Genomic DNA, 22,922 nt, shown 5'->3' with positions numbered 1-22,922 from the left:
TCAGCAAGGAACCCTTCATGGCGCAGAATAAACATGTGACATTGGTGATTACTCACACCTTGCGGCCTGACCAGGCGCAGCGGTATGAGCAGTGGCTGGGGAAAATCATGCCAGTGGCCGCAGAGTTTCCTGGTCATCTTGGCGCTAACGTCATTCGCCCTACCGACGGACAAAACCTGTGGAACATTATTATCCGCTTTGACACCGTCGAGCATCTGTATAACTGGACCCAGTCTGATACGCGCCGTGCGCTGGTCGAGGAGATCGCGCCATTGCTGGCGGAGGGCGACAAAACCGAGATTCGTACGGAAGCGGCATTTTGGTTTACCCCGCCTGCATCACATGTTCGCCAGCCTAAACGCTGGAAGCAGTTCCTGATAACTCTGCTGGTGATTTTTCCCAGCACCAATCTGGTGCCGTGGCTGACCGGCATCGTGCTGCCCTCAATGAAGGGATCATTGCTCCTGCATCTGATTAATGATGCCTGTGTGGTTGCGCTGGTGGTCTGGTTCTGGATGCCTATCGTAACCCGTCTGTTTGCCGGCTGGCTGAAAAAAGCCTGACCGGTTTCTCAGGAGATTGTTATGTCTCAAACTGCAACACTTATTCTGACTCACGGAAAAATCCATACTCTTGATCGCCAAAGCCCTCAGGTGGACGCCGTGGCGATTAAAGATGGAAAAATTCTGGCGACCGGCTCTCATGATCAGATCATGAATTTTGCGACTGATGGGACACAGATTATTGATCTGAAAGGTCATACAGTGATCCCAGGTTTAAACGACTCACATCTGCATCTCATTCGCGGAGGGTTGAATTACAACCTTGAGTTACGTTGGGAAGGTGTGCCGTCGCTGGCGGATGCGCTACGTATGCTTAAAGATCAGGCTGACAGAACACCCTCGCCGCAATGGGTTCGCGTGGTAGGCGGCTGGAGTGAATTTCAGTTCGCTGAACGCCGTATGCCGACGCTGGAAGAACTCAATGAAGCCGCGCCGGATACACCGGTATTTGTGCTGCATCTCTACGATCGGGCGTTGCTAAATCGCGCGGCCCTAAAAGCGGTCGGTTACACCAAAGCAACGCCGGATCCGGTAGGGGGAGAAATTGTTCGCGATGGCAATGGTAATCCTACGGGGATGCTGATCGCCAAACCGAACGCTATGATCCTCTACTCTACGCTGGCGAAAGGACCAAAACTTCCGCTGGAAATGCAGGTTAATTCCACCCGTCAGTTTATGCGAGAGCTAAATCGACTTGGGCTCACCAGCGCCATTGACGCCGGCGGCGGCTTTCAGAATTACCCGGAAGATTATGAAATTATCGAGCAACTACATGCCAATAAGCAGATGACGGTCCGTATTGCCTACAACCTGTTTACCCAGCGTCCTAAGCAGGAACTGGAAGATTTCGAACGCTGGACCGATATGCTCAAACCAGGGCAAGGGACTGATTTTTATCGTGCTAATGGAGCAGGGGAAATGCTGGTCTTCTCGGCGGCGGATTTTGAAGACTTCCTGCAACCGCGCCCGGATTTACCTGAAGGCATGGAGGATGAGCTGGAACGTGTCGTCCGCCACCTGGTGGAGCATCGCTGGCCGTTCCGTCTGCATGCAACCTATGATGAGTCCATCAGCCGGATGCTGGATGTCTTTGAGAAGGTGAATCGTGATATTCCGTTCAACGGCCTGCACTGGTTCTTCGATCACGCAGAAACGATTACCGAACGTAATATTGAGCGCGTAAAAGCGCTGGGTGGCGGTATTGCAGTTCAGCATCGGATGGCGTTCCAGGGCGAGTATTTTGTCGATCGCTATGGAAAAGATGCGGTTAAACATACGCCACCGGTAGCAAAAATGTTGGCGGCTGATGTTCCGGTTGGACTGGGGACCGACGCAACCCGCGTGGCAAGTTACAACCCGTGGACGGCGCTCTACTGGCTGGTTTCCGGACGTACTGTCGGCGGGATGGCGATGTACGACGATAACAACCGACTGGCGCGCGATGTGGCGCTGGAACTGTGGACCGCAGGCAGTGCCTGGTTCTCCAGCGAGCAGGGTAAGAAAGGCCACATTGAAAAAGATCAACTTGCCGACCTGGTGGTGTTATCAAAAGATTATTTCAGCGTACCGGAGGAGGAGATCAAAGGTATTGAGTCGGTGATGACCATTGTTGATGGCAAAGTCGTTTATGCTGCCGGGCATTTCACGCCGCTGGCACCGCCTGCGATCCCTGTTGTCCCTGACTGGTCACCAGTGGTAAACGTTCCGGGGCATTATCGCTCTGCGCCACCTACTACTGCGAAAGTTGGTGCTATGGTCCAGATGCATCAGTGTTGCGGTAGCTGCGGCGTTCACGGACATCAGCACGATATGGCGCGTAAATCGGGGATCCCGGTGTCAGACGATCGTGCGTTTTGGGGCGTGTTGGGTTGTTCTTGTTTCGCGTTTTAATCATTGCCCGGTGGCGCTTCGCCGCCATCCGGCAACAAAAAAGGCTCGCCTGCGCGAGCCTTTTTGCTAAACGTTAGCCTATTACAGGCTGGATACGTTTTCGGTCAGGTATTTTGCAACGCCGTCCGGAGACGCGTTCATACCTTCTTTACCTTTTTCCCACTGAGCCGGGCAAACGTCACCGTGCTCTTCGTGGAACTGCAGCGCGTCAACCATACGCAGCATTTCGTCAATGTTACGACCCAGCGGCAGATCGTTTACAACCTGGTGACGAACAACGCCGTTAGCGTCAATCAGGAAAGAACCGCGCAGAGCAACGCCCGCTTCCGGGTGCTCGATGCCGTAGGCTTTCTGGATTTCGCGCTTAACGTCAGCAACCATTGCGTATTTCACTGCACCAATGCCGCCTTTGTCGACAGGGGTGTTACGCCATGCGTTGTGGACGAATTCAGAGTCAAAAGAAACACCAACGACTTCAACGCCGCGTTTCTGGAATTCTTCGTAACGTTTGTCGAACGCGATCAGTTCTGACGGGCAAACGAAGGTGAAGTCCATTGGCCAGAAGAACAGAACGGTGGTTTTACCGTTGGTATGCTGTTTGAAGTTGAAGTTTTCAACAATCTCACCGCTACCCAGTACCGCAGCTGCTGTGAAATCCGGAGCCTGACGAGTTACCAGTACCATATAATTCTCCTGCAAAGTTAAGGGGTTTTTGGAACGCAACGCGGGCCAGTATAGAGACTGTTCGGGAATAAGACAAAGAGGCGCTGGCAATCAATGAGACAGGTTTTGGCTATCAATGCATTACCGGATAGCGGTTTCGCCTTATCCGGTCTGCAACCCCTGATACAACAGGCAGGCCTGATAAGCGTAGCGCCATCAGGCAATCAAAGAGCCTTGCTGCTGGCCTGCGCCATCATGCGCGGATAAAACTGCCAGAAACGTGCTTCCAGGGCATCGTAATGCGCATCCAGGTCATACCAGGAGTCGCGCAATGCGTCGAGTTTTGGACGGCGGCTGGCCATGCCGTTTAAGACATTCTGAATAAAGTCCATATCACGATAGCGCTCCAGCCATTTCTCTGACCACATAAAGTTGTTCAGATTCACAAAGCGCGGCGGCGATTCAGGCAGGATAGTGGCAACCTGCGTGTGGGCGTAGCTGACAAAGGCCGCGAGCGGGAAGTCCGGTGATATTTCTGACCAGTGACGCGACAGGAAGTGATCCCACATGACATCCAGCGTAATAGGCGCGACGCGGCGAGTCTCGCGGCGAAACCACTCTCGGGCTTCACGCACTTCAGGCAGGTTATCGGTCATTACGTCGATACGACGGTGCATAAAAATGCCTTCCACCACGTCAGGTGGAAAACTGGCTTCCGGGTTCCCCCGAACAAAATCGGCCAGTAAATTGCCAGAAAGCGAGCTGTCGGCAAGATGGGCTAAGTGCAGGTGTGCTAGAAAATTCATATCCACTTCATCCTTCAAACTGCCCCTTTGTTGGCTGCTGAGTTACTCGTCTCATCCATGAGACTCGCCCTTACGGACCGCCGCTCCGCGACGTTCAAATCTGTTCCCTATAGATTTGTCACTTACCCCAGTCACTTACTAGTGTAAGCGCTTGGGGACTCATTCAGTTGCCGCCTCGATGCATCTTGAATGATTTTTGCGTATAGATTATGTCACTCATCTTGAGGGGTAAAGGTTGCAGGGAGAGCGCCCCGGCACTAGACTACCCGCCTCTTATTTTAGTCTGAGTCAGTGTCATGCGCGTTACCGATTTCACCTTTGAACTACCCGAATCCCTGATTGCCCACTATCCGCAGGCAGAGCGCAGTAGCTGCCGCTTGCTGTCACTGGATGGGCCGACTGGCGCGCTGACACACGGTACTTTCACTGATTTGCTCGACAAGCTCAACCCCGGAGATTTGCTGGTCTTTAACAACACCCGCGTAATTCCGGCGCGTCTGTTTGGCCGTAAAGCCAGCGGCGGCAAGATTGAAGTGCTGGTCGAGCGTATGCTGGATGATAAACGTATTCTGGCACATATTCGCGCATCTAAAGCGCCGAAGCCGGGTGCTGAATTGTTGTTGGGCGACGATGAAAGCATTAAAGCGACAATGGTTGCCCGTCATGACGCACTGTTCGAAGTGGAGTTTGACGACGAGCGCAGCGTGCTGGACATCCTGAATGCTATCGGCCATATGCCACTGCCGCCGTATATCGACCGCCCTGACGAAGATGCCGACCGCGAACTGTATCAGACGGTCTACAGTGAAAAACCCGGTGCCGTGGCGGCGCCGACTGCTGGTCTGCACTTTGACGATCCGTTGCTGGCAAAACTGCGCGATAAAGGCATTGAGATGGCGTTCGTGACGCTGCACGTTGGCGCGGGGACGTTCCAGCCGGTGCGTGTCGACACCATCGAAGATCACATCATGCACTCCGAATATGCGGAAGTGCCGCAGGATGTGGTCGACGCGGTGCTGGCGGCGAAAGCACGCGGTAATCGTGTTATTGCGGTGGGGACGACCTCGGTTCGCTCGCTGGAAAGCGCGGCGCAGGCGGCTAAAAACGACCTGATTGAGCCATTCTTTGGCGATACGCAAATATTTATTTACCCAGGCTATCAGTACAAAGTGATCGATGCGTTGGTGACTAACTTCCATCTACCTGAATCAACATTGATTATGTTGGTTTCAGCGTTTGCGGGCTATAAAAACACCATGAACGCCTATCATGAAGCCGTAAAAGCGGAATATCGCTTTTTTAGTTACGGGGATGCCATGTTTATCACGTACAATCCGCAAGCTATTTCCGAGCGTGTCGGGGAGTAAATCCCCGGCATGAGTGTTTAACGTCAGACTGTTTTTCTGACGCAGGAGTTAAAATGAAATTTGAACTGGACACCACAGACGGTCGCGCTCGCCGCGGCCGCCTGGTTTTTGATCGTGGCGTAGTAGAAACGCCAGCCTTTATGCCGGTTGGTACTTACGGCACCGTGAAGGGCATGACGCCGGAAGAAGTTGAAGCTACCGGTGCACAAATTATTCTCGGTAACACTTTCCACCTGTGGCTGCGCCCGGGTCAGGAAATCATGAAGTTGCATGGCGATTTGCATGATTTCATGCAGTGGAAAGGGCCAATCCTCACCGATTCCGGCGGCTTCCAGGTCTTCAGCCTGGGCGACATTCGTAAAATTACCGAACAGGGTGTGCATTTCCGCAACCCGATCAACGGTGATCCGATTTTCCTTGATCCAGAAAAGTCGATGGAGATCCAATACGATCTCGGTTCCGATATCGTGATGATTTTCGACGAATGTACTCCTTATCCGGCTGACTGGGACTATGCTAAACGCTCGATGGAGATGTCTTTGCGCTGGGCGAAGCGTAGCCGTGACCGTTTTGACGGGCTCGGCAACAAAAATGCGCTTTTTGGCATCATTCAGGGCAGCGTTTACGAAGATTTACGTGATATCTCTGTCAAAGGTCTGGTAGATATCGGCTTTGATGGCTACGCTGTCGGCGGTTTGGCTGTGGGTGAGCCGAAAGCAGATATGCACCGCATTCTGGAGCATGTTTGCCCGCAGATTCCGGCAGATAAACCTCGCTACCTGATGGGCGTCGGCAAACCAGAAGATCTGGTTGAAGGTGTACGTCGTGGTATTGATATGTTTGACTGCGTGATGCCAACACGAAATGCCCGTAATGGTCATTTGTTTGTGACTGACGGCGTGGTAAAAATTCGTAATGCGAAACATAAAAGCGACACCAGTCCGCTCGATGCCGAGTGCGATTGCTACACCTGTCGCAATTATTCACGCGCCTACTTGCATCATCTTGACCGTTGCAACGAAATATTAGGCGCGCGACTCAATACGATTCATAACCTTCGTTACTACCAGCGCTTGATGGCGGGTTTACGCAAGGCTATTGAAGAGGGTAAATTAGAGAGCTTCGTGACCGATTTTTACCAACGTCAGGGTCGACCTGTTCCACCTTTGAACGTTGATTAATTTTAATAATGAGGGAATTTGAATGAGCTTTTTTATTTCTGATGCGGTAGCGGCAACAGGTGCTCCGGCGCAGGGCAGCCCGATGTCTCTGATTCTGATGCTGGTGGTGTTTGGTCTGATTTTCTATTTCATGATCCTGCGTCCACAGCAGAAACGCACCAAAGAACATAAAAACCTGATGAACTCCATTGCCAAAGGTGATGAAGTGCTGACTAACGGTGGCCTGGTCGGTCGCGTGACCAAAGTAGCAGAAACTGGCTACATCGCTATCGCGCTGAACGACACCACTGAAGTGGTTATCAAACGTGATTTCGTAGCTGCCGTTCTGCCGAAAGGCACGATGAAGGCGCTGTAATTTATTGTTTTCCCGAAGGGAACTGCCGTGTTAAACCGTTATCCTTTGTGGAAGTACATCATGCTGGTCGTCGTGATTATCGTCGGCCTGCTTTACGCACTTCCCAACCTGTATGGTGAGGATCCGGCTGTTCAAATCACTGGCGTGCGCGGTGCCGCCGCCAGTGAGCAAACGCTGATCCAGGTCCAGAAAACGTTACAAGAAGAAAAAATTACACCTAAGTCTGTGGCTCTGGAAGAGGGCGCTATTCTTGCGCGCTTCGACTCCACCGATACCCAACTGCGCGCACGTGAAGTGCTGCTGGGCGTGCTGGGTGATCAATATGTCGTGGCGCTTAACCTTGCTCCGGCAACACCACGCTGGCTGGCTGCTATTCACGCAGAACCGATGAAACTCGGTCTTGACCTGCGTGGCGGCGTTCACTTCCTGATGGAAGTGGATATGGACACCGCGCTGGGTAAACTGCAGGAACAAAATATCGACAGCCTGCGCAGCGACCTGCGTGAAAAAGGCATTCCTTATACTACCGTTCGTAAAGAAGATAACTACGGTCTGAGCATCACCTTCCGTGACAGCAAAGCCCGTGACGAGGCTATCTCTTACCTGAGCAAGCGTCATCAGGATCTGGTGATTTCAAGCCAGGGCAGCAATGCGCTGCGTGCGGTGATGACTGATGCGCGTTTGAGCGAAGCTCGTGAATACGCGGTACAGCAGAACATTAACATTCTGCGCAACCGTGTTAACCAACTGGGTGTCGCTGAGCCGGTTGTTCAACGCCAGGGCGCTGACCGTATTGTGGTCGAACTGCCTGGTATTCAGGACACCGCGCGTGCGAAAGAAATTCTGGGTGCGACTGCTACGCTGGAATTCCGTCTGGTAAATACCAACGTTGATCAGTCTGCTGCTGCATCCGGGCGCGTACCGGGTGACTCAGAAGTGAAACAGTCCCGCGAAGGACAGCCAGTTGTGCTGTATAAACGCGTGATCCTGACCGGCGACCATATCACCGACTCCACGTCGAGCATGGATGAGTATAACCAACCGCAGGTTAACATCTCGCTGGATAGCGCGGGTGGTAACATCATGTCTAACTTTACCAAGGACAATATCGGTAAGCCGATGGCGACCTTGTTCGTCGAGTACAAAGACAGCGGTAAAAAAGATGCCAACGGCCGTGCGATGCTGGTGAAACAGGAAGAGGTGATTAACATCGCCAACATCCAGTCTCGCCTGGGTAACAGCTTCCGTATCACTGGAATTAACAACCCGAACGAAGCGCGTCAGCTGTCGCTGCTGCTGCGTGCCGGTGCGTTGATTGCGCCGATTCAGATTGTTGAAGAACGGACTATCGGCCCGACTCTGGGTATGCAGAACATCAAGCAGGGTCTGGAAGCCTGTCTGGCTGGTCTGGTGGTTTCTATCCTGTTCATGATCTTCTTCTATAAGAAGTTCGGCCTGATTGCGACAAGTGCGCTGATTGCCAACCTGGTACTGATCGTCGGTATCATGTCGTTGCTGCCGGGTGCCACGCTAAGTATGCCGGGTATTGCGGGGATCGTCTTAACCCTTGCCGTCGCGGTCGATGCGAACGTACTGATCAACGAACGTATCAAAGAAGAGTTGAGCAACGGACGTTCGATACAGCAGGCGATCAACGAGGGCTATGCGGGCGCGTTCAGTTCCATCTTCGATGCGAACATTACGACGCTGATTAAGGTCCTGATCCTGTATGCAGTCGGTACTGGGGCAATTAAAGGGTTCGCGATTACTACCGGTATTGGTGTGGCGACGTCGATGTTCACCGCGATCGTCGGTACACGTGCCATCGTAAACCTGTTGTATGGCGGCAAGCGCGTCAAAAAGCTGTCAATCTGAGGAGTGCGATGTGGCACAGGAATATACTGTTGAACAATTGAACCACGGCCGTAAAGTCATCGACTTTATGCGCTGGGACTACTGGGCTTTCGGCATCTCTGGTTTTCTGCTGATTGCGGCCATCGTGGTGATGGGCGTACGCGGATTTAACTGGGGGCTCGATTTTACTGGTGGTACGGTAATTGAAATCACGCTGGAAAAACCAGCGGAAATGGACGTGATGCGCGATGCGCTGGAGAAAGCGGGCTTCGTTGAGCCGCTGCTGCAGAACTTCGGTAGTAGCCACGACATTATGGTTCGTATGCCGCCAACTGAAGGTGAAAACGGCGGGCAGGTACTGGGTAGTAAAGTGCTGAGTGTAATTAACGAAGCAACTAACCAGAATGCCGCTGTGAAACGTATCGAGTTCGTCGGACCCAGCGTGGGTGCTGATCTGGCGCAAACCGGTGCGATGGCGCTGATGGTGGCGCTGATTTCCATCCTTGTGTATGTCGGTTTCCGCTTTGAGTGGCGACTGGCCGCTGGGGTCGTGATTTCCCTTGCGCACGACGTGATTATCACCTTAGGGATCCTGTCGTTGTTCCATATCGAGATTGACCTGACAATCGTCGCATCGTTGATGTCGGTAATTGGTTACTCGCTAAACGACAGTATCGTGGTATCTGACCGTATTCGTGAAAACTTCCGCAAAATCCGTCGCGGTACGCCTTACGAAATCTTTAACGTGTCACTGACCCAGACGTTGCACCGTACGTTAATCACCTCCGGTACGACGTTAGTGGTTATTCTGATGCTGTACCTCTTTGGTGGTCCGGTGCTGGAAGGCTTCTCGCTGACCATGCTTATCGGTGTCTCCATCGGTACTGCCTCGTCTATCTACGTAGCATCGGCGTTGGCGTTGAAGCTGGGTATGAAGCGCGAGCACATGCTGCAGCAGAAGGTCGAGAAAGAAGGGGCGGATCAGCCGTCTATTTTGCCGTAACCGAAGCTGCGCGTAAAAGCTGGAATCCCGATCGCAAGGTCGGGATTTTTTTTGCCTGTAGCACGCTGATTTCGTGTGGATATTAGCGAGTGGAGTAGAATCGCCCCAAGCTGGGGTGACCCGGTGAGGCACAGTGTTGCGGGGCTTGATCCCCGTTGGCCTTGTCGCCGCGTGGCAACATGCGCCCGAAACGGGCCAGAGGGAAACTTTTGGCCCTTTTTGCAAACACTACTGACAGTATGCTGTCAGTAGTCCTGTTTTATAGTCCTTCTGAGATTACCCACAAAGGCAGGAGGATGTATGAATAACGTGATTAACTGGTTTGAAATCCCGGTAGCGGAAATGGATCGTGCCATTGCTTTTTATGAACCGGTGATGCAGGTTTCGCTGCGTCGGGAGAATATGGATTGTGCTGAGCTGGCAGTGTTCCCGCATCAGGACCCAGCCCCCGGTGGCGCACTGGCTAAATTTGATGGTATTACGCCTTCGCAGCAGGGCGCTATTATTTATCTGCATACGGACGATCTCCCGGCTACGCTTGCGCGTGTCGAAACAGCGGGTGGTAAGTGTGTGTTTGGACCACTTGAGCTGGGGCAGGATATTGGCACGATTGCGTTATTTACCGATAGTGAAGGTAATCGCGTTGGCTTGCACCAGCCTGCATAATATTTCTAAATACAGAGGGTTAAGATGACCAGGCGCGCTGACCGTTTATTTCAGATTGTACAGATCCTGCGTGGCAGGAGGCTGACAACGGCGGCGCATCTGGCGGAGCGGCTCGAGGTTTCTCCTCGCACGATCTACCGCGATATCTGCGATTTATCATTATCCGGCGTGCCTGTTGAAGGGGAGGCGGGCAGCGGGTACCGTTTAATGGCAGGATTTGATCTGCCACCATTAATGCTCACTCACCGTGAGTCAGAAGCACTGATGGTCGCAATCCGATTACTGAAAACCTGGGGCGGTGATTCGCTCTCGCGGGAGCTGGAATCGGCGCAGGAAAAAGTGTTGGCGATCCTGCCAGAAGAGAGTCGTCGCAGGGCAGAACAGACGCGTATTTTTGCCCCTGACTTTGGAACTCAATTACATTCTCGTAGCACATTTGATCTTATACACCGGGCTGTATCTACCCAACAGGTTCTGGCACTGCATTATCGTGACGAAGCCGGGCAACTCTCCTGGCGAGATGTGCAGCCGCTGGGGTTATTTTTCTGGGGAGAGCACTGGCTACTGGTTGCATGGTGTGAAAGGCGTGAGGATTATCGTTGTTTTCGTGTTGATCGTTGTCTCTGTGTTACCCCTGTGGACAGGCATTTTCGTGAGGATACCGGACGTTCGCTAAGCGACTTTTTGCGTAAAGTTCGCTGTGACGATAAGCCATAAAAAAGCCAGCGGTTAAGCTGGCTTTAACATGCTGGTCTCCGGGTTGGCGCAGTGCCGCCCGGTATCAGGCAAAATTAGAAGTTGTAACCGACAACCAGATAGCCGCCCCAACCGGTAGAACGAACGTTTTCTTTCATCCAGCTCAGATCAGCGTCATCGTTCCACTGACCGCCGTTGTGCCAGTAACGAGCGACGACGGAATAGTGCCAGTGGTCGTAGTTCAGTGCCAGAATGTGGCTGGAGGCGATAGAGTCGTTAGTACGCTGTTTAATACCATTCTCAGCATAAGCACTCTTATCACCGAGATCGGAACCCCAGTCAAAGTTAGTGAAACCAATGTAGCTCAGGTTACCACCCCACAGTTCGGTAATTGGCACAAAGTATTTCACTTTGAAACGGTAGCCGTCCCAATCGTTTTGATTTTCTGCACCGTAGTTCTGCCACTGATACTTAGCGTATACGTTCATGGACAGGCTCATCGGCAGGCCAGTGTCGATATCGGTACCCAGACCCATATACCAGGTGCTCTGACGGCCATCTTTGTTACGACCCATGTCGTAGATATAGTTGTTGGCGAAGTACCACTCTTTGAACGGACCAAAGCTCAGATCAGTACCGGTCAGTTTGTCGATGGAGAAACGCGGTTCAATTTCCATAAACAGCGGGGAACCGTGGTTCCAGATACCTTTCGCATCGGTGTTACCACCGAAGAAGACTGGCGCATCCATGTAACCATAGAAGTCGAACCAGTCTTTCTTAGCGAAAGCTTCATATTCCAGATAGGTATCGTTACGGATCTGTGGTCCGAAACGGGTGTGGTAGCTACCTACTACGTTAACGCTCTGATGCCACCAGTCGGAAAGATATTGCGGTTTGTCATTTTCTGCCGCATTAGCAGTAAAGGACGAGGAGAGCGCCAGTACTGCACCGGCTGCAAGTAATGTTTTTTTCATATGTATGCCACTGTTTGAAATCCCTTTCGGGAGTGAAAAAGGCGCAATTTGCGTTTCTAAATATTTCGTATTTCTTCGGAGCCTATTATAAAAATCATTGTTCACAAAAATATGTCTTGTTTCACAGTTCTATCATTTACGTAATCGATTGCGTTCACGTTTGCGTACTTTAGGCGGCGAATTGTACTGGCTCCCATGAATGTTGCCAAGTTTTACTAAAAATCTCGATGATGTCAGAGGAGTAACAAAATGAAGGCTGGTGATGTTGCGGAACGCACAAAACGTTCCGCAAAAAAGTTTATTGTGTCACAGGCTGGATGTCGTGGATGCGTACAAACCCCAGTTGCTCCGGAGACAGGCCATTAAGCTGTAACGAAATGTCTACGTCGCTGGGTGCAAGAATACTTGCCGGAGCGTTTATCAATTGATTCTGAACATTCACCTCCTGATAGTTGTCCGTGGTGCCCTGAATTTGTCCGTACTCTACGGTGGCGCTAAAAGCGGGTAAAGGGGTGTCGGATTCGCCCTGAATACGTAATGTCAGGCGCGTACCGTCTGCATTTGGTGCAATATTCACCAGTGACATGCGTAACGTACCGATCTGACTGTTCAGTCGGGCGGGGGTTTTGGAACCCGGTAGTAAATAGACGCCACTGGTGGATTTTGCATTCAACATATTCTGCTGCGTTATTTTCACCGTTTCCTGATTAAGCTGTGTCATCTCTTTGTTCAGCGTGCTGACGCTTTGATGCATTTGGCGTACTTCGCTTTGCTGTGCACAGGCGCTAAGACTAAAGAGACTTCCCACCAGGAGAATTCTTAGGTAACGTCTTGTCATGTAGGTTACTTCCTTTATTGTCGCGATAGCATAATGGTAGTGTGCAAAGAGCACGAAGGCATCGATCCTTTATCTCAAAAGTGCTCTGCCTTTGTTGTCACGCCAGTTCAGGGTAAAATAGATTTCTGTTAACCACCTGGTCAGGACGCCGTATGCATTGCCCATTCTGTTTCGCCGTAGACACTAAGGTAATTGACTCTCGTCTTGTAGGCGAGGGCTCCTCGGTACGCCGCCGCCGGCAGTGTCTGGTCTGTAACGAACGTTTTACCACTTTTGAAGTGGCTGAACTTGTCATGCCGCGCGTTGTAAAAAGCAATGATGTGCGTGAACCTTTTAATGAGGAAAAACTGCGTAGCGGTATGCTCAGAGCACTTGAGAAACGACCTGTTAGCGCTGATGACGTCGAAATGGCGTTAAACCATATAAAATCCCAGCTGCGCGCGACAGGCGAACGTGAGGTTCCGAGCAAGATGATCGGTAACCTGGTGATGGAGCAACTGAAAAAGCTCGATAAAGTCGCCTACATCCGCTTTGCCTCGGTCTACCGGAGCTTTGAAGATATCAAAGAATTTGGCGAAGAGATTGCTCGCCTACAGGACTAAGCCATGCAGGATGAATTTTACATGGCGCGAGCGCTGAAGCTTGCTGCGCGCGGACGTTTTACCACACATCCCAACCCCAACGTAGGCTGTGTGATTGTTAAAGATGGCGAGATCGTCGGTGAAGGTTATCATCATCGCGCAGGTGAACCGCATGCTGAAGTTCATGCGTTGCGGATGGCGGGTGAGAAAGCAAAAGGCGCAACGGCCTACGTTACGCTGGAACCCTGCAGCCACCATGGTCGGACTCCGCCGTGCTGTGATGCGCTGATCGCCGCAGGCGTGACGCGAGTTGTGGCCGCCATGCAGGACCCCAATCCGCAGGTCGCTGGGCGCGGGCTTTATCGCCTGCAACAGGCGGGCATTGACGTCAGCCACGGGCTGATGATGAGTGAGGTTGAACAACTTAATAAAGGCTTCCTCAAGCGGATGCGTACAGGATTCCCGTATGTGCAGCTTAAGCTTGGCGCATCGCTCGATGGCCGCACTGCGATGGCCAGCGGCGAAAGTCAGTGGATAACCTCGCCCGAGGCGCGCCGCGATGTGCAGCGCCTGCGCGCACAAAACCATGCCATTTTGACCAGCAGCGCCACGGTACTGGCGGACGATCCTCAGCTTACCGTCCGTTGGGAGGAGTTGGGGGAGTCAACCCAGGCTCTCTATCCGCAAGAAAATCTGCGTCAGCCGATCCGCATTGTCCTTGATAGCCAAAACCAGGTGACGCCGGAGCATCGTATTGTGCAGCAGCCGGGAGAAACCTGGATTGCCCGTACTCATGACGATCCTCGCAGCTGGCCGGAGGCGGTTCGTAGCCTGAAGATTCCTGAACATAACGGGCATCTGGACCTGGTGGTGCTGCTGATGCAACTAGGCAAGCAACAAATTAACAGCATTTGGGTTGAGGCTGGCCCGACGCTTGCGGGCGCGTTATTACAGGCCGGAGTGGTTGATGAGCTAATCATCTATGTTGCGCCTAAACTGTTAGGGAGCGATGCACGAGGATTATGTGTGCTGCCAGGACTTGAGAAACTGGCTGATGCCCCCCATTTCAAATTCAATGAGATACGCCATGTAGGTCCGGACCTTTGCCTGCATTTAGTGGGCGCATGATCTCCCGGTTCGAAAGGGAAGCAGCGCACAGATTATTATGATAAAATCCGCCCCCCTGCGGGGTCTAGTGAATCCGAAGGAAGAATATGAACATTATTGAAGCTAACGTTGCTACCCCGGACGCTCGCGTCGCCATCACCATTGCGCGTTTCAACAACTTTATCAATGACAGCCTGCTGGAAGGTGCGATCGACGCCCTGAAACGTATTGGTCAGGTTAAAGATGAAAACATTACCGTCGTTTGGGTTCCAGGCGCGTATGAGCTGCCGCTGGCGGCAGGTGCGCTGGCAAAAACCGGTAAATACGACGCGGTGATTGCGTTAGGCACGGTGATTCGTGGCGGTACCGCACACTTCGAATATGTGGCTGGCGGTGCAAGCAATGGCCTGGCGCATGTCGCTCAGGACAGTGGCATTCCGGTAGCCTTCGGTGTTCTGACCACCGAAAGTATTGAACAAGCCATTGAACGCGCTGGCACTAAAGCCGGCAACAAAGGCGCAGAAGCTGCACTGACTGCACTTGAAATGATTAATGTATTGAAAGCCATTAAGGCCTGATTTTTGTAAGGGGAAATCCGTGAAACCTGCTGCTCGTCGCCGCGCCCGTGAGTGTGCCGTCCAGGCGCTCTACTCCTGGCAGTTGTCCCAGAACGACATCGCTGATGTTGAATACCAGTTCCTGGCGGAACAGGACGTAAAAGATGTCGACGTTCTGTATTTCCGTGAACTGCTGTCCGGGGTGGCGACTAACAGCGCGTACCTGGATGGACTAATGAAGCCTTACCTGTCTCGCCTGTTGGAAGAGCTGGGTCAGGTAGAAAAAGCCGTGCTGCGTATTGCGCTGTTTGAACTGTCTAAACGTAGTGATGTGCCGTATAAAGTGGCCATCAACGAGGCGATTGAACTGGCGAAAACCTTCGGCGCTGAAGATAGCCATAAATTCGTTAACGGCGTACTGGATAAAGCAGCACCTGCGATTCGCCCCAACAAAAAGTGATCTCCAGGCCGGTAGGATAGCGGAATTATATTTCCGCTGTCGCCGGCCTTTTCTTTTTTCCTGCTGAGGCATAACGTATGGCATGTGGCGAATTCTCCCTGATTGCCCGTTATTTTGACCGTGTTAGAAGCTCTCGTCTTGATGTCGAAACCGGTATTGGTGACGATTGCGCACTCCTGAATATCCCTGATAAACAAACCCTGGCGATCAGTACTGACACGCTGGTAGCGGGTAATCACTTCCTTCCTGACATCGATCCCACCGATCTGGCCTGGAAAGCGCTGGCAGTGAACTTGAGTGATCTGGCTGCGATGGGGGCTGATCCTGCATGGCTAACGCTTGCGCTCACTTTGCCTGACGTCGATGAAGCCTGGCTCGAAGCCTTCAGTGATGGCCTGTTTGAACTCCTCAATTATTATGATATGCAACTGATTGGCGGTGACACCACGCGTGGGCCATTGTCGATGACGTTGGGTATCCATGGCTACGTCCCGGTAGGACGGGCCTTAAAACGCTCCGGTGCGAAGCCAGGAGACTGGATCTACGTGACCGGTACGCCAGGCGACAGCGCTGCAGGGCTGGCGATTTTGCAGCACCATTTACAGGTTGCAGATGCAAAACATGCGGACTATTTGCTTAAGCGGCATCTGCGTCCAACGCCACGAATTTTGCAGGGCCAGGGCCTGCGCGACCTGGCGAGTGCGGCAATCGATCTTTCTGATGGTCTGATTTCTGATCTGGGGCATATCGTCAATGCCAGTGGCTGTGGCGCACGGGTTAACGTCGATGCCTTGCCATATTCGACAGCGCTTGCCCAATGCGTTGAGCCTGAACAGGCGTTGCGTTGGGCGCTCTCGGGTGGTGAAGATTATGAGTTATGCTTTACTGTACCGGAAATAAACCGTGGCGCCCTGGACGTGGCGCTGGGGCATCTGGGCGCATCATTTACCTGCATCGGACAGATGAGTGCTGACGTGGAAGGCATTCACTTTACGCGTGACGGCAAGCCTGTCACTTTTGACTGGAAAGGATATGACCATTTTGCCACGCCTTAAAAAAGATGTCGCAAAAAGCCGTTTGAGTATGCGCAATCCGTGGCACCTGCTGGCCACCGGATTTGGCAGTGGGTTGAGTCCCATTGTACCGGGCACCATGGGATCGCTGGCGGCGATCCCATTTTGGTATCTAATGACGTTTCTGCCGTGGCAGCTCTATTCTCTGGTTGTCATGCTGTCGATCTGCATCGGCGTCTATCTTTGCCATCAGACGGCGAAAGATATGGGGGTGCACGATCACGGCAGCATTGTCTGGGACGAGTTTGTCGGGATGTGGATAACCCTGATGGCGCTGCCGACCAATGACTGGCAGTGGGTTGCCGGCGGATTTGTGATCTTTCGTATTCTGGATATGTGGAAACCCTGGCCGATTCGTTGGTTCGATCGTAACGTGCATGGCGGTACGGGGATCATGATTGATGATATTGTGGCCGGGATCCTTTCTGCTGGGATCCTCTATTTTATCGGGCATCACTGGCCGATTGGGCTGTTCTGAGAGTGAACAGGTATGCCCGATAAGCGTAGCGCTATCGGGCAATTTGTTATTTAAATCCCACGACCGGATGCTGTTTGTACGGCATTTCCAGCTCAGCAATCTGCTCTGGTTTCAGCGTTAAATCCACCGCGTTAAGTAATTCATCTAACTGTTCTTCACGCGATGTGCCGATAATCGGTGCGGCAACACCGGGTTTGCTCAGCAGCCATGCCAGAGCCACCTGCGCACGTGTTGCGCCAATTTCCTCACTGACTCGGGTCAGTCGTGCAGCAATTTGCGCGTCGTTTTCATCGCTCTCGTTGTACAAATTTTTGCCAACCTCATCAGAAACCAGACGCGCTGTCGTCTCTCCCCATGGCCGCGTCAGGCGACCACGCGCCAGCGGACTCCACGGGATCACCGCGACACCTTCCTGAGAGCAGAGAGGCAACATTTCGCGCTCTTCTTCGCGGTAAATCAGGTTGTAGTGATCCTGCATGCTGACAAACTGCGCCCAGCCGTGTTGTTTTTGCAGGGCCAGCGCCTGAGCAAACTGCGAAGCGTGCATGGAGGATGCGCCGATATAGCGTGCTTTCCCGGCTTTCACCACGTCGTTGAGAGCTTCCAGCGTTTCTTCAATTGGCGTGTTGTAATCCCAGCGGTGAATTTGCAGGATATCGACATAGTCCATGCCGAGTCGTCTCAGGCTGTCGTCAATAGAACGCAAAATTTGCGCACGGGATAACCCTTCCGGCAGGTCGTCAACGCGGTGAAAAACTTTGGTTGCCACCACCACCTCCTCACGACGGGCGAAATCGCGCAGGGCACGACCGACAATTTCCTCACTGCTGCCTGCGGAGTAGCTGTTAGCGGTGTCGAAAAAGTTGATGCCACCCTCAAGGGCGTGTTTGATGATTAGGCGACTGCTTTCTTCAGGCAGCGTCCAGGCGTGATTACCACGGTCAGGTTCGCCAAACGTCATGCAGCCCAGACAAAGACGAGATACCCGAAGGTCGGTTTTTCCTAAGGTGTTGTATTGCATGCTGCAGCTCCCGCTATGAATAATCTCTTAAGCATAGCAGGAGCGAAGAGGGGATTATGCCAGCCAGGCCTTGATTTTGGACTCAATTCCAGCGGCGTCAAGACCAAGATCTGCGCGGGCTTCGTCCTGGGTGCCTTGTGGAATAAAGAAATCAGGCAGACCAATATTGAGCACAGGAACCGGCTTGCGGTGTGCCATCAGCACTTCGTTTACGCCACTGCCAGCACCGCCCATAATGGCATTTTCTTCCAGCGTGACCAGCACCTCGTGGCGGGCGGCCATCTCCAGAATTAATGTTTCATCCAGCGGTTTGACAAAGCGCATATCGACCAGCGTAGCGTTCAGCGCTTCCGCAACTTTAGCGGCTTCTGGCATCAGTGTACCAAAGTTCAGAATTGCCAGTTTCTCACCGTGGCGCTTCACGATCCCTTTACCAATCGGTAATTTTTCCAGCGGTGCCAGCTCAACGCCAACGGCATTACCGCGCGGATAGCGTACGACGGTTGGGCCGTTATTGTAGTGATAGCCGGTGAACAGCATCTGACGGCATTCGTTTTCATCACTCGGGGTCATAATGACCATTTCCGGGATGCAGCGCAGGAAGGAGAGATCGAACGCCCCCTGGTGGGTTTGCCCGTCCGCACCCACGATCCCCGCGCGGTCAACGGCAAACAGTACCGGCAGTTTCTGAATGGCGACATCGTGCAGCACCTGATCGTAGGCGCGTTGCAGGAAGGTGGAATAGATAGCGACGACGGGTTTATAACCGCCAATCGCCAGACCAGCTGCAAAGGTCACCGCGTGCTGTTCGGCAATCGCCACGTCAAAGTAGCGGTCCGGGAACTTGCGTGAGAATTCCACCATCCCAGAGCCTTCGCGCATCGCCGGGGTGATTGCCATCAGCTTGTTGTCTTTCGCTGCGGTTTCGCACAACCAGTCACCGAAGATTTTTGAATAGCTCGGCAGACCGCCGCTGCTTTTCGGCAGACATCCGCTGGAAGGATCGAATTTTGGCACTGCGTGGAACGTGATCGGGTCTTTTTCTGCAGGCTCGTAGCCACGACCTTTTTTGGTCATGATGTGCAGAAACTGCGGGCCTTTCAGGTCACGCATATTTTTCAACGTGGTGATGAGTCCCAGTACGTCGTGACCGTCTACCGGGCCGATATAATTAAAGCCCAGTTCTTCAAACAGCGTGCCCGGCACCACCATGCCTTTGATGTGTTCTTCAGTGCGTTTGAGCAGTTCTTTAATTGGCGGCACGCCGGAGAAGACTTTCTTTCCGCCTTCGCGTAGCGAAGAATAGAGCTTGCCAGAGAGCAGTTGCGCCAGATGGTTGTTCAGCGCGCCGACGTTTTCCGAAATAGACATTTCGTTGTCATTCAGGATAACCAGCATGTCAGGCTTAATATCCCCCGCGTGGTTCATGGCTTCAAACGCCATTCCCGCAGTGATAGCTCCGTCGCCAATCACGCAAACGGTGCGGCGCTCTTTGCCTTCTTTCTCGGCGGCAACCGCAATACCAATGCCTGCGCTGATAGAGGTTGAGGAGTGCCCAACGCTTAATACGTCATACTCGCTCTCGCCGCGCCATGGGAACGGATGCAGGCCGCCTTTCTGACGAATGGTGCCGATTTTATCGCGGCGACCGGTAAGAATTTTGTGCGGATAAGCCTGATGTCCCACATCCCAGATTAACTGGTCGAAAGGGGTGTTGTAGACGTAGTGCAGCGCGACGGTAAGCTCCACAGTGCCCAGACCGGAGGCAAAATGCCCGCTGGAACGGCTCACGCTGTCGAGCAAATAGCGGCGCAGTTCGTCGCAAAGCTTTGGCAGGCTCTCTTTTGGCAGCAGTCTTAACTCCTGGGTGGAGTCGACCAGCGCCAGGGTCGGGTATTTGGCTATATCAAAACTCATCGCAAGCTCATTGGATATGTTAGTTTATTTATCACGCTGGATTATGTAGTCCGCTAGCGCTTCCAGTGCCGAGGTATCGAGTGACTGTGCGGCCAGCAAACTTAACGACTGGCGGGCGTCCTCAATCAAATCCCGGGCTTTATTCCGGGCTTGCTCAAGACCCAGAAGTGCAGGATAGGTACTTTTGCCAAGCTGCTGATCGGCACCCTGACGTTTACCCAATGTTGCAGTATCGCCTACCACATCCAGTATGTCATCCTGAACCTGGAAGGCCAGACCGATGCTTTCTGCGTATTTATCGAGTATTGCCAGGCATTCTCGCCCTTTATCACCCGCGCTTAACGCACCCAGACGAACGGCGGCGCGAATCAAAGCTCCGGTTTTATGGCGGTGAATACGCTCCAGCGCATCCAGCTCAACCTGGTGACCTTCTGCTGCCAGATCAAGTGCCTGTCCGCCGCACATACCGGCGATACCGCTGGCCTGAGCCAGTTCAGAGATCATGGCGATGCGGTCACGGTCAGCGACTTCCGGCATCGGCGCGTCGCTGATGATGGAAAACGCCAGCGTTTGCAGCGCATCTCCGGCCAAAATCGCGTTTGCCTCGCCAAATTTCACGTGGCAAGTTGGCAGGCCGCGACGCAGGTCATCGTCGTCCATGGCGGGCAAATCATCGTGCATCAGCGAATAAGCATGGATGCATTCGACGGCGGCTGCGGGAGCGTCAAGTGTACTCAGGCTCACGCCAAACATCTGACCGGTGGCGTAAACCAGGAACGGGCGCAGACGTTTACCGCCTAATAATGCGCCATATTGCATGGTTTCAACCACGGGAGTGTTCTGAAAGGGCAGTGGCGCGATAAAACGGCTCAGTGCCTGGTTGGCCTGCTCAACGCAAGCCTGAAGCTGCTGCGTAAAATCCATTTATTCATTATCCGGTGTAAAAGGCGTAAGGGCGGCGTCTTCCGTATCTGACAGCAGAATTTGCACGCGCTGTTCAGCCTGTTGCAACTTCACCTGTCCCTGACGCGCCAGCTGTACGCCACGTTCGAATTCGTTCAGCGCCTCTTCCAGCGGCAGGTCGCCGCTTTCCAGACGGGTAACAATCTGTTCCAGCTCGCTCAGCGATTTTTCAAAGCTGGCGGGCGCTTCATTTTTCTTCGGCATAATGAATGTCTGACTCTTAATATTTTCAGCCTGGTCATGGTAACGGACTCAGCGCAATTATCAAATAACGCGCAATGGTAAGGCAATGTGCACAGGATGACCATGATGGTGGTATACTTGCGCGCCTGGATGCAGCCGCAGGGTATGGGCTGCTGTATTTTTCCCATTACAAGTCGTTCAGACTTGCCAAAGAACCATTGCCGCCATGAAGTTTATCATTAAATTGTTCCCAGAAATTACCATCAAAAGCCAATCTGTGCGTTTGCGCTTTATAAAAATTCTGACAGGGAACATCCGTAACGTTTTAAAGCACTATGATGAGGACCTTGCCGTCGTCCGTCACTGGGATCACGTTGAGGTTCGCGCTAAAGATGAAAGCCAGCGCCTGGATATTCGTGACGCACTGACTCGTATTCCAGGTATCCACCATATTCTCGAAGTGGAAGACGTGCCGTTCACTGATATGCACGATATTTTCGAGAAAGCGCTGGTGCAATACCGCGATCAACTAGAAGGTAAAACCTTCTGTGTGCGCGTCAAGCGTCGCGGTAAACATGAGTTTAGCTCCATCGAGGTGGAACGTTATGTTGGCGGTGGACTGAATCAGCATATTGAATCCGCACGCGTGAAGCTGACGAAACCTGATGTGACCGTCAATCTTGAAATCGAAAATGACCGTCTGCTGTTGGTAAAAGGTCGCTATGAAGGAATTGGCGGTTTCCCTATCGGGACGCAGGAAGATGTTCTTTCCCTGATTTCCGGTGGTTTCGATTCCGGCGTCTCCAGCTATATGCTGATGCGTCGCGGCTGTCGCGTACACTATTGTTTCTTTAACCTCGGCGGTGCCGCGCATGAAATCGGCGTTCGTCAGGTGGCACATTACCTGTGGAACCGCTTTGGTAGCTCGCATCGCGTGCGTTTTGTCGCTATCAACTTTGAGCCGGTGGTCGGTGAGATCCTGGAAAAAGTCGACGATGGTCAGATGGGCGTGGTCCTCAAACGTATGATGGTTCGCGCGGCGTCTAAAGTGGCCGAGCGTTACGGCGTACAGGCGCTGGTGACCGGTGAAGCGCTGGGCCAGGTGTCCAGCCAGACGCTGACTAACCTGCGCCTGATCGACAATGTATCTGACACGCTGATCCTGCGCCCGCTGATTTCTCACGACAAAGAGCACATCATTAATCTGGCGCGGGAAATTGGTACTGAGGATTTTGCCCGCACCATGCCGGAATACTGTGGTGTGATCTCGAAAAGCCCAACGGTGAAAGCCATCAAAGCGAAGATTGAGGCCGAAGAAGAAAACTTCGACTTCTCGATCCTCGATAAAGTGGTTGAAGAAGCCAATAATATTGATATTCGCGACATTGCCCAGCAGACGCAGCAGACTGTCGTGGAAGTAGAAACCGTGAGTGGTTTCGGCCCGAACGATGTGATTCTGGATATCCGTTCTGTGGATGAACAGGATGACAAACCGCTGAAGGTTGAAGGTGTCGATGTGGTTTCTCTGCCGTTCTACAAACTCAGCACTAAATTCGGCGATTTGGACCAGAATAAAACCTGGTTGTTGTGGTGTGAACGTGGCGTGATGAGTCGTCTGCAGGCGCTCTATCTACGCGAGCAGGGCTTCGAAAATGTGAAGGTGTATCGTCCTTAGTTCTTTTGTTGCCCGGTGGCGATTTGCTTACCGGGCTTACAAACGATAAAT

24 protein-coding genes are annotated in these 22,922 nt (G+C 52.6%); 16 read left to right on the top strand and 8 right to left on the bottom strand.

Annotated elements, in window-relative coordinates:
- Positions 1-17 precede the first annotated feature (17 nt).
- Together SK36_RS15935 and SK36_RS15930 are read left to right on the top strand one after the other, a co-directional pair.
- On the top strand, positions 18-563 hold the full coding sequence (locus SK36_RS15935; protein WP_045440468.1) for an antibiotic biosynthesis monooxygenase: 546 nt from the start codon (positions 18-20) through the stop codon (positions 561-563).
- Between the two features lie 21 nt (positions 564-584).
- Positions 585-2,453, top strand: a complete 1,869-nt coding sequence (locus SK36_RS15930; RefSeq protein ID WP_045440469.1) for an amidohydrolase — start codon at positions 585-587, stop codon at positions 2,451-2,453.
- 81 nt (positions 2,454-2,534) lie between these two features.
- Here SK36_RS15930 and SK36_RS15925 read toward each other — a convergent pair whose 3' ends face one another.
- Together SK36_RS15925 and acpH are read right to left on the bottom strand one after the other, a co-directional pair.
- Entirely contained in the window at positions 2,535-3,137 is a 603-nt protein-coding gene (locus SK36_RS15925) for a peroxiredoxin (RefSeq protein ID WP_045440472.1), read from the bottom strand.
- Positions 3,138-3,340: 203 nt separating this feature from the next.
- Positions 3,341-3,922 (bottom strand): ACP phosphodiesterase, encoded by a 582-nt coding sequence (gene acpH, locus SK36_RS15920; protein WP_048221956.1) that lies wholly within the window; start codon positions 3,920-3,922, stop codon positions 3,341-3,343.
- Between the two features lie 296 nt (positions 3,923-4,218).
- Here acpH and queA point away from each other — a divergent pair, with 296 nt between their 5' ends.
- From queA to SK36_RS15885, 7 genes are all read left to right on the top strand, one after another.
- A complete protein-coding gene (gene queA / locus SK36_RS15915; RefSeq protein WP_045440477.1) occupies positions 4,219-5,289 on the top strand; it encodes a tRNA preQ1(34) S-adenosylmethionine ribosyltransferase-isomerase QueA in 1,071 nt (356 codons plus the stop codon).
- A gap of 53 nt (positions 5,290-5,342) precedes the next feature.
- On the top strand, positions 5,343-6,470 hold the full coding sequence (tgt, locus tag SK36_RS15910; protein ID WP_045440480.1) for a tRNA guanosine(34) transglycosylase Tgt: 1,128 nt from the start codon (positions 5,343-5,345) through the stop codon (positions 6,468-6,470).
- 22 nt (positions 6,471-6,492) lie between these two features.
- A complete protein-coding gene (gene yajC, locus SK36_RS15905; RefSeq protein WP_002890398.1) occupies positions 6,493-6,825 on the top strand; it encodes a preprotein translocase subunit YajC in 333 nt (110 codons plus the stop codon).
- 27 nt (positions 6,826-6,852) lie between these two features.
- Positions 6,853-8,700, top strand: coding sequence for a protein translocase subunit SecD (secD, locus tag SK36_RS15900; RefSeq protein WP_071828898.1), 1,848 nt, complete (start codon positions 6,853-6,855; stop codon positions 8,698-8,700).
- A gap of 10 nt (positions 8,701-8,710) precedes the next feature.
- On the top strand, positions 8,711-9,682 hold the full coding sequence (secF, locus tag SK36_RS15895; protein WP_045440487.1) for a protein translocase subunit SecF: 972 nt from the start codon (positions 8,711-8,713) through the stop codon (positions 9,680-9,682).
- 300 nt (positions 9,683-9,982) lie between these two features.
- Positions 9,983-10,348, top strand: coding sequence for a VOC family protein (locus SK36_RS15890; protein WP_045440489.1), 366 nt, complete (start codon positions 9,983-9,985; stop codon positions 10,346-10,348).
- A 24-nt stretch (positions 10,349-10,372) separates the two neighbouring features.
- Positions 10,373-11,065 (top strand): helix-turn-helix transcriptional regulator, encoded by a 693-nt coding sequence (locus SK36_RS15885; protein WP_048221955.1) that lies wholly within the window; start codon positions 10,373-10,375, stop codon positions 11,063-11,065.
- A gap of 74 nt (positions 11,066-11,139) precedes the next feature.
- Here SK36_RS15885 and SK36_RS15880 read toward each other — a convergent pair whose 3' ends face one another.
- Both SK36_RS15880 and SK36_RS15875 read right to left on the bottom strand, forming a co-directional pair.
- Positions 11,140-12,018, bottom strand: a complete 879-nt coding sequence (locus SK36_RS15880) for a nucleoside-specific channel-forming protein Tsx (RefSeq protein WP_045440493.1) — start codon at positions 12,016-12,018, stop codon at positions 11,140-11,142.
- A 298-nt stretch (positions 12,019-12,316) separates the two neighbouring features.
- Positions 12,317-12,856: a SadB/YajI family lipoprotein gene (locus SK36_RS15875; protein ID WP_045440494.1), complete on the bottom strand. Its 540-nt coding sequence runs from the start codon at positions 12,854-12,856 to the stop codon at positions 12,317-12,319.
- A 152-nt stretch (positions 12,857-13,008) separates the two neighbouring features.
- On the opposite strand from SK36_RS15875, the gene nrdR reads away from it, so the two are divergent.
- The 6 genes from nrdR (at position 13,009) to pgpA (ending at position 17,112) form a co-directional block, all read left to right on the top strand.
- Positions 13,009-13,458 carry a transcriptional regulator NrdR gene (gene nrdR, locus SK36_RS15870; RefSeq protein ID WP_003021571.1) on the top strand — a complete coding sequence of 150 codons (450 nt, stop codon included), beginning with the start codon at positions 13,009-13,011 and terminating at the stop codon, positions 13,456-13,458.
- Positions 13,459-13,461: 3 nt separating this feature from the next.
- Complete coding sequence (gene ribD, locus SK36_RS15865; RefSeq protein ID WP_048221954.1) at positions 13,462-14,565, top strand: bifunctional diaminohydroxyphosphoribosylaminopyrimidine deaminase/5-amino-6-(5-phosphoribosylamino)uracil reductase RibD; 1,104 nt, start codon at positions 13,462-13,464, stop codon at positions 14,563-14,565.
- Between the two features lie 86 nt (positions 14,566-14,651).
- Entirely contained in the window at positions 14,652-15,122 is a 471-nt protein-coding gene (ribH, locus tag SK36_RS15860; RefSeq protein WP_045440500.1) for a 6,7-dimethyl-8-ribityllumazine synthase, read from the top strand.
- A gap of 19 nt (positions 15,123-15,141) precedes the next feature.
- Entirely contained in the window at positions 15,142-15,561 is a 420-nt protein-coding gene (gene nusB / locus SK36_RS15855) for a transcription antitermination factor NusB (protein ID WP_045440503.1), read from the top strand.
- Positions 15,562-15,638: 77 nt separating this feature from the next.
- Complete coding sequence (thiL, locus tag SK36_RS15850; protein ID WP_045440505.1) at positions 15,639-16,616, top strand: thiamine-phosphate kinase; 978 nt, start codon at positions 15,639-15,641, stop codon at positions 16,614-16,616.
- Positions 16,594-17,112, top strand: a complete 519-nt coding sequence (pgpA, locus tag SK36_RS15845) for a phosphatidylglycerophosphatase A (RefSeq protein WP_045440507.1) — start codon at positions 16,594-16,596, stop codon at positions 17,110-17,112. The genes thiL and pgpA overlap by 23 nt, the downstream gene beginning before the upstream one ends.
- A gap of 46 nt (positions 17,113-17,158) precedes the next feature.
- On the opposite strand, the gene yajO is transcribed toward pgpA, so the two are convergent.
- The 4 genes from yajO to xseB are packed head-to-tail and all read right to left on the bottom strand — an operon-like array spanning position 17,159 to position 21,217.
- Positions 17,159-18,133: a 1-deoxyxylulose-5-phosphate synthase YajO gene (gene yajO, locus SK36_RS15840; RefSeq protein WP_048221953.1), complete on the bottom strand. Its 975-nt coding sequence runs from the start codon at positions 18,131-18,133 to the stop codon at positions 17,159-17,161.
- Between the two features lie 54 nt (positions 18,134-18,187).
- Positions 18,188-20,050 (bottom strand): 1-deoxy-D-xylulose-5-phosphate synthase, encoded by a 1,863-nt coding sequence (dxs, locus tag SK36_RS15835; protein WP_045440511.1) that lies wholly within the window; start codon positions 20,048-20,050, stop codon positions 18,188-18,190.
- A gap of 24 nt (positions 20,051-20,074) precedes the next feature.
- Positions 20,075-20,974 carry a (2E,6E)-farnesyl diphosphate synthase gene (gene ispA, locus SK36_RS15830; RefSeq protein ID WP_048221952.1) on the bottom strand — a complete coding sequence of 300 codons (900 nt, stop codon included), beginning with the start codon at positions 20,972-20,974 and terminating at the stop codon, positions 20,075-20,077.
- Positions 20,975-21,217, bottom strand: a complete 243-nt coding sequence (xseB, locus tag SK36_RS15825) for an exodeoxyribonuclease VII small subunit (RefSeq protein WP_045440516.1) — start codon at positions 21,215-21,217, stop codon at positions 20,975-20,977.
- 205 nt (positions 21,218-21,422) lie between these two features.
- Between xseB and thiI the strand changes: the two genes are divergently transcribed.
- Positions 21,423-22,871 carry a tRNA uracil 4-sulfurtransferase ThiI gene (gene thiI, locus SK36_RS15820; RefSeq protein WP_045440518.1) on the top strand — a complete coding sequence of 483 codons (1,449 nt, stop codon included), beginning with the start codon at positions 21,423-21,425 and terminating at the stop codon, positions 22,869-22,871.
- Positions 22,872-22,922: the final 51 nt, after the last annotated feature.

It is taken from the genome of Citrobacter sp. MGH106, assembly GCF_001037495.1.
Taxonomy (GTDB): Bacteria; Pseudomonadota; Gammaproteobacteria; order Enterobacterales; family Enterobacteriaceae; genus Citrobacter; species Citrobacter murliniae.
This window is presented reverse-complemented; position numbering and strand designations above follow the sequence as displayed.

Coding starts and splice junctions, on each gene's coding strand:
- SK36_RS15935 (WP_045440468.1), top strand. CDS start 18: ATGGCGCAGAATAAACATGTGACATTGGTGATTACTCACACCTTGCGG.
- SK36_RS15930 (WP_045440469.1), top strand. CDS start 585: ATGTCTCAAACTGCAACACTTATTCTGACTCACGGAAAAATCCATACT.
- SK36_RS15925 (WP_045440472.1), bottom strand. CDS start 3,137: ATGGTACTGGTAACTCGTCAGGCTCCGGATTTCACAGCAGCTGCGGTA.
- acpH (WP_048221956.1), bottom strand. CDS start 3,922: ATGAATTTTCTAGCACACCTGCACTTAGCCCATCTTGCCGACAGCTCG.
- queA (WP_045440477.1), top strand. CDS start 4,219: ATGCGCGTTACCGATTTCACCTTTGAACTACCCGAATCCCTGATTGCC.
- tgt (WP_045440480.1), top strand. CDS start 5,343: ATGAAATTTGAACTGGACACCACAGACGGTCGCGCTCGCCGCGGCCGC.
- yajC (WP_002890398.1), top strand. CDS start 6,493: ATGAGCTTTTTTATTTCTGATGCGGTAGCGGCAACAGGTGCTCCGGCG.
- SK36_RS15890 (WP_045440489.1), top strand. CDS start 9,983: ATGAATAACGTGATTAACTGGTTTGAAATCCCGGTAGCGGAAATGGAT.
- SK36_RS15885 (WP_048221955.1), top strand. CDS start 10,373: ATGACCAGGCGCGCTGACCGTTTATTTCAGATTGTACAGATCCTGCGT.
- SK36_RS15880 (WP_045440493.1), bottom strand. CDS start 12,018: ATGAAAAAAACATTACTTGCAGCCGGTGCAGTACTGGCGCTCTCCTCG.
- SK36_RS15875 (WP_045440494.1), bottom strand. CDS start 12,856: ATGACAAGACGTTACCTAAGAATTCTCCTGGTGGGAAGTCTCTTTAGT.
- nrdR (WP_003021571.1), top strand. CDS start 13,009: ATGCATTGCCCATTCTGTTTCGCCGTAGACACTAAGGTAATTGACTCT.
- ribD (WP_048221954.1), top strand. CDS start 13,462: ATGCAGGATGAATTTTACATGGCGCGAGCGCTGAAGCTTGCTGCGCGC.
- ribH (WP_045440500.1), top strand. CDS start 14,652: ATGAACATTATTGAAGCTAACGTTGCTACCCCGGACGCTCGCGTCGCC.
- thiL (WP_045440505.1), top strand. CDS start 15,639: ATGGCATGTGGCGAATTCTCCCTGATTGCCCGTTATTTTGACCGTGTT.
- pgpA (WP_045440507.1), top strand. CDS start 16,594: ATGACCATTTTGCCACGCCTTAAAAAAGATGTCGCAAAAAGCCGTTTG.
- yajO (WP_048221953.1), bottom strand. CDS start 18,133: ATGCAATACAACACCTTAGGAAAAACCGACCTTCGGGTATCTCGTCTT.
- dxs (WP_045440511.1), bottom strand. CDS start 20,050: ATGAGTTTTGATATAGCCAAATACCCGACCCTGGCGCTGGTCGACTCC.
- ispA (WP_048221952.1), bottom strand. CDS start 20,974: ATGGATTTTACGCAGCAGCTTCAGGCTTGCGTTGAGCAGGCCAACCAG.
- xseB (WP_045440516.1), bottom strand. CDS start 21,217: ATGCCGAAGAAAAATGAAGCGCCCGCCAGCTTTGAAAAATCGCTGAGC.
- thiI (WP_045440518.1), top strand. CDS start 21,423: ATGAAGTTTATCATTAAATTGTTCCCAGAAATTACCATCAAAAGCCAA.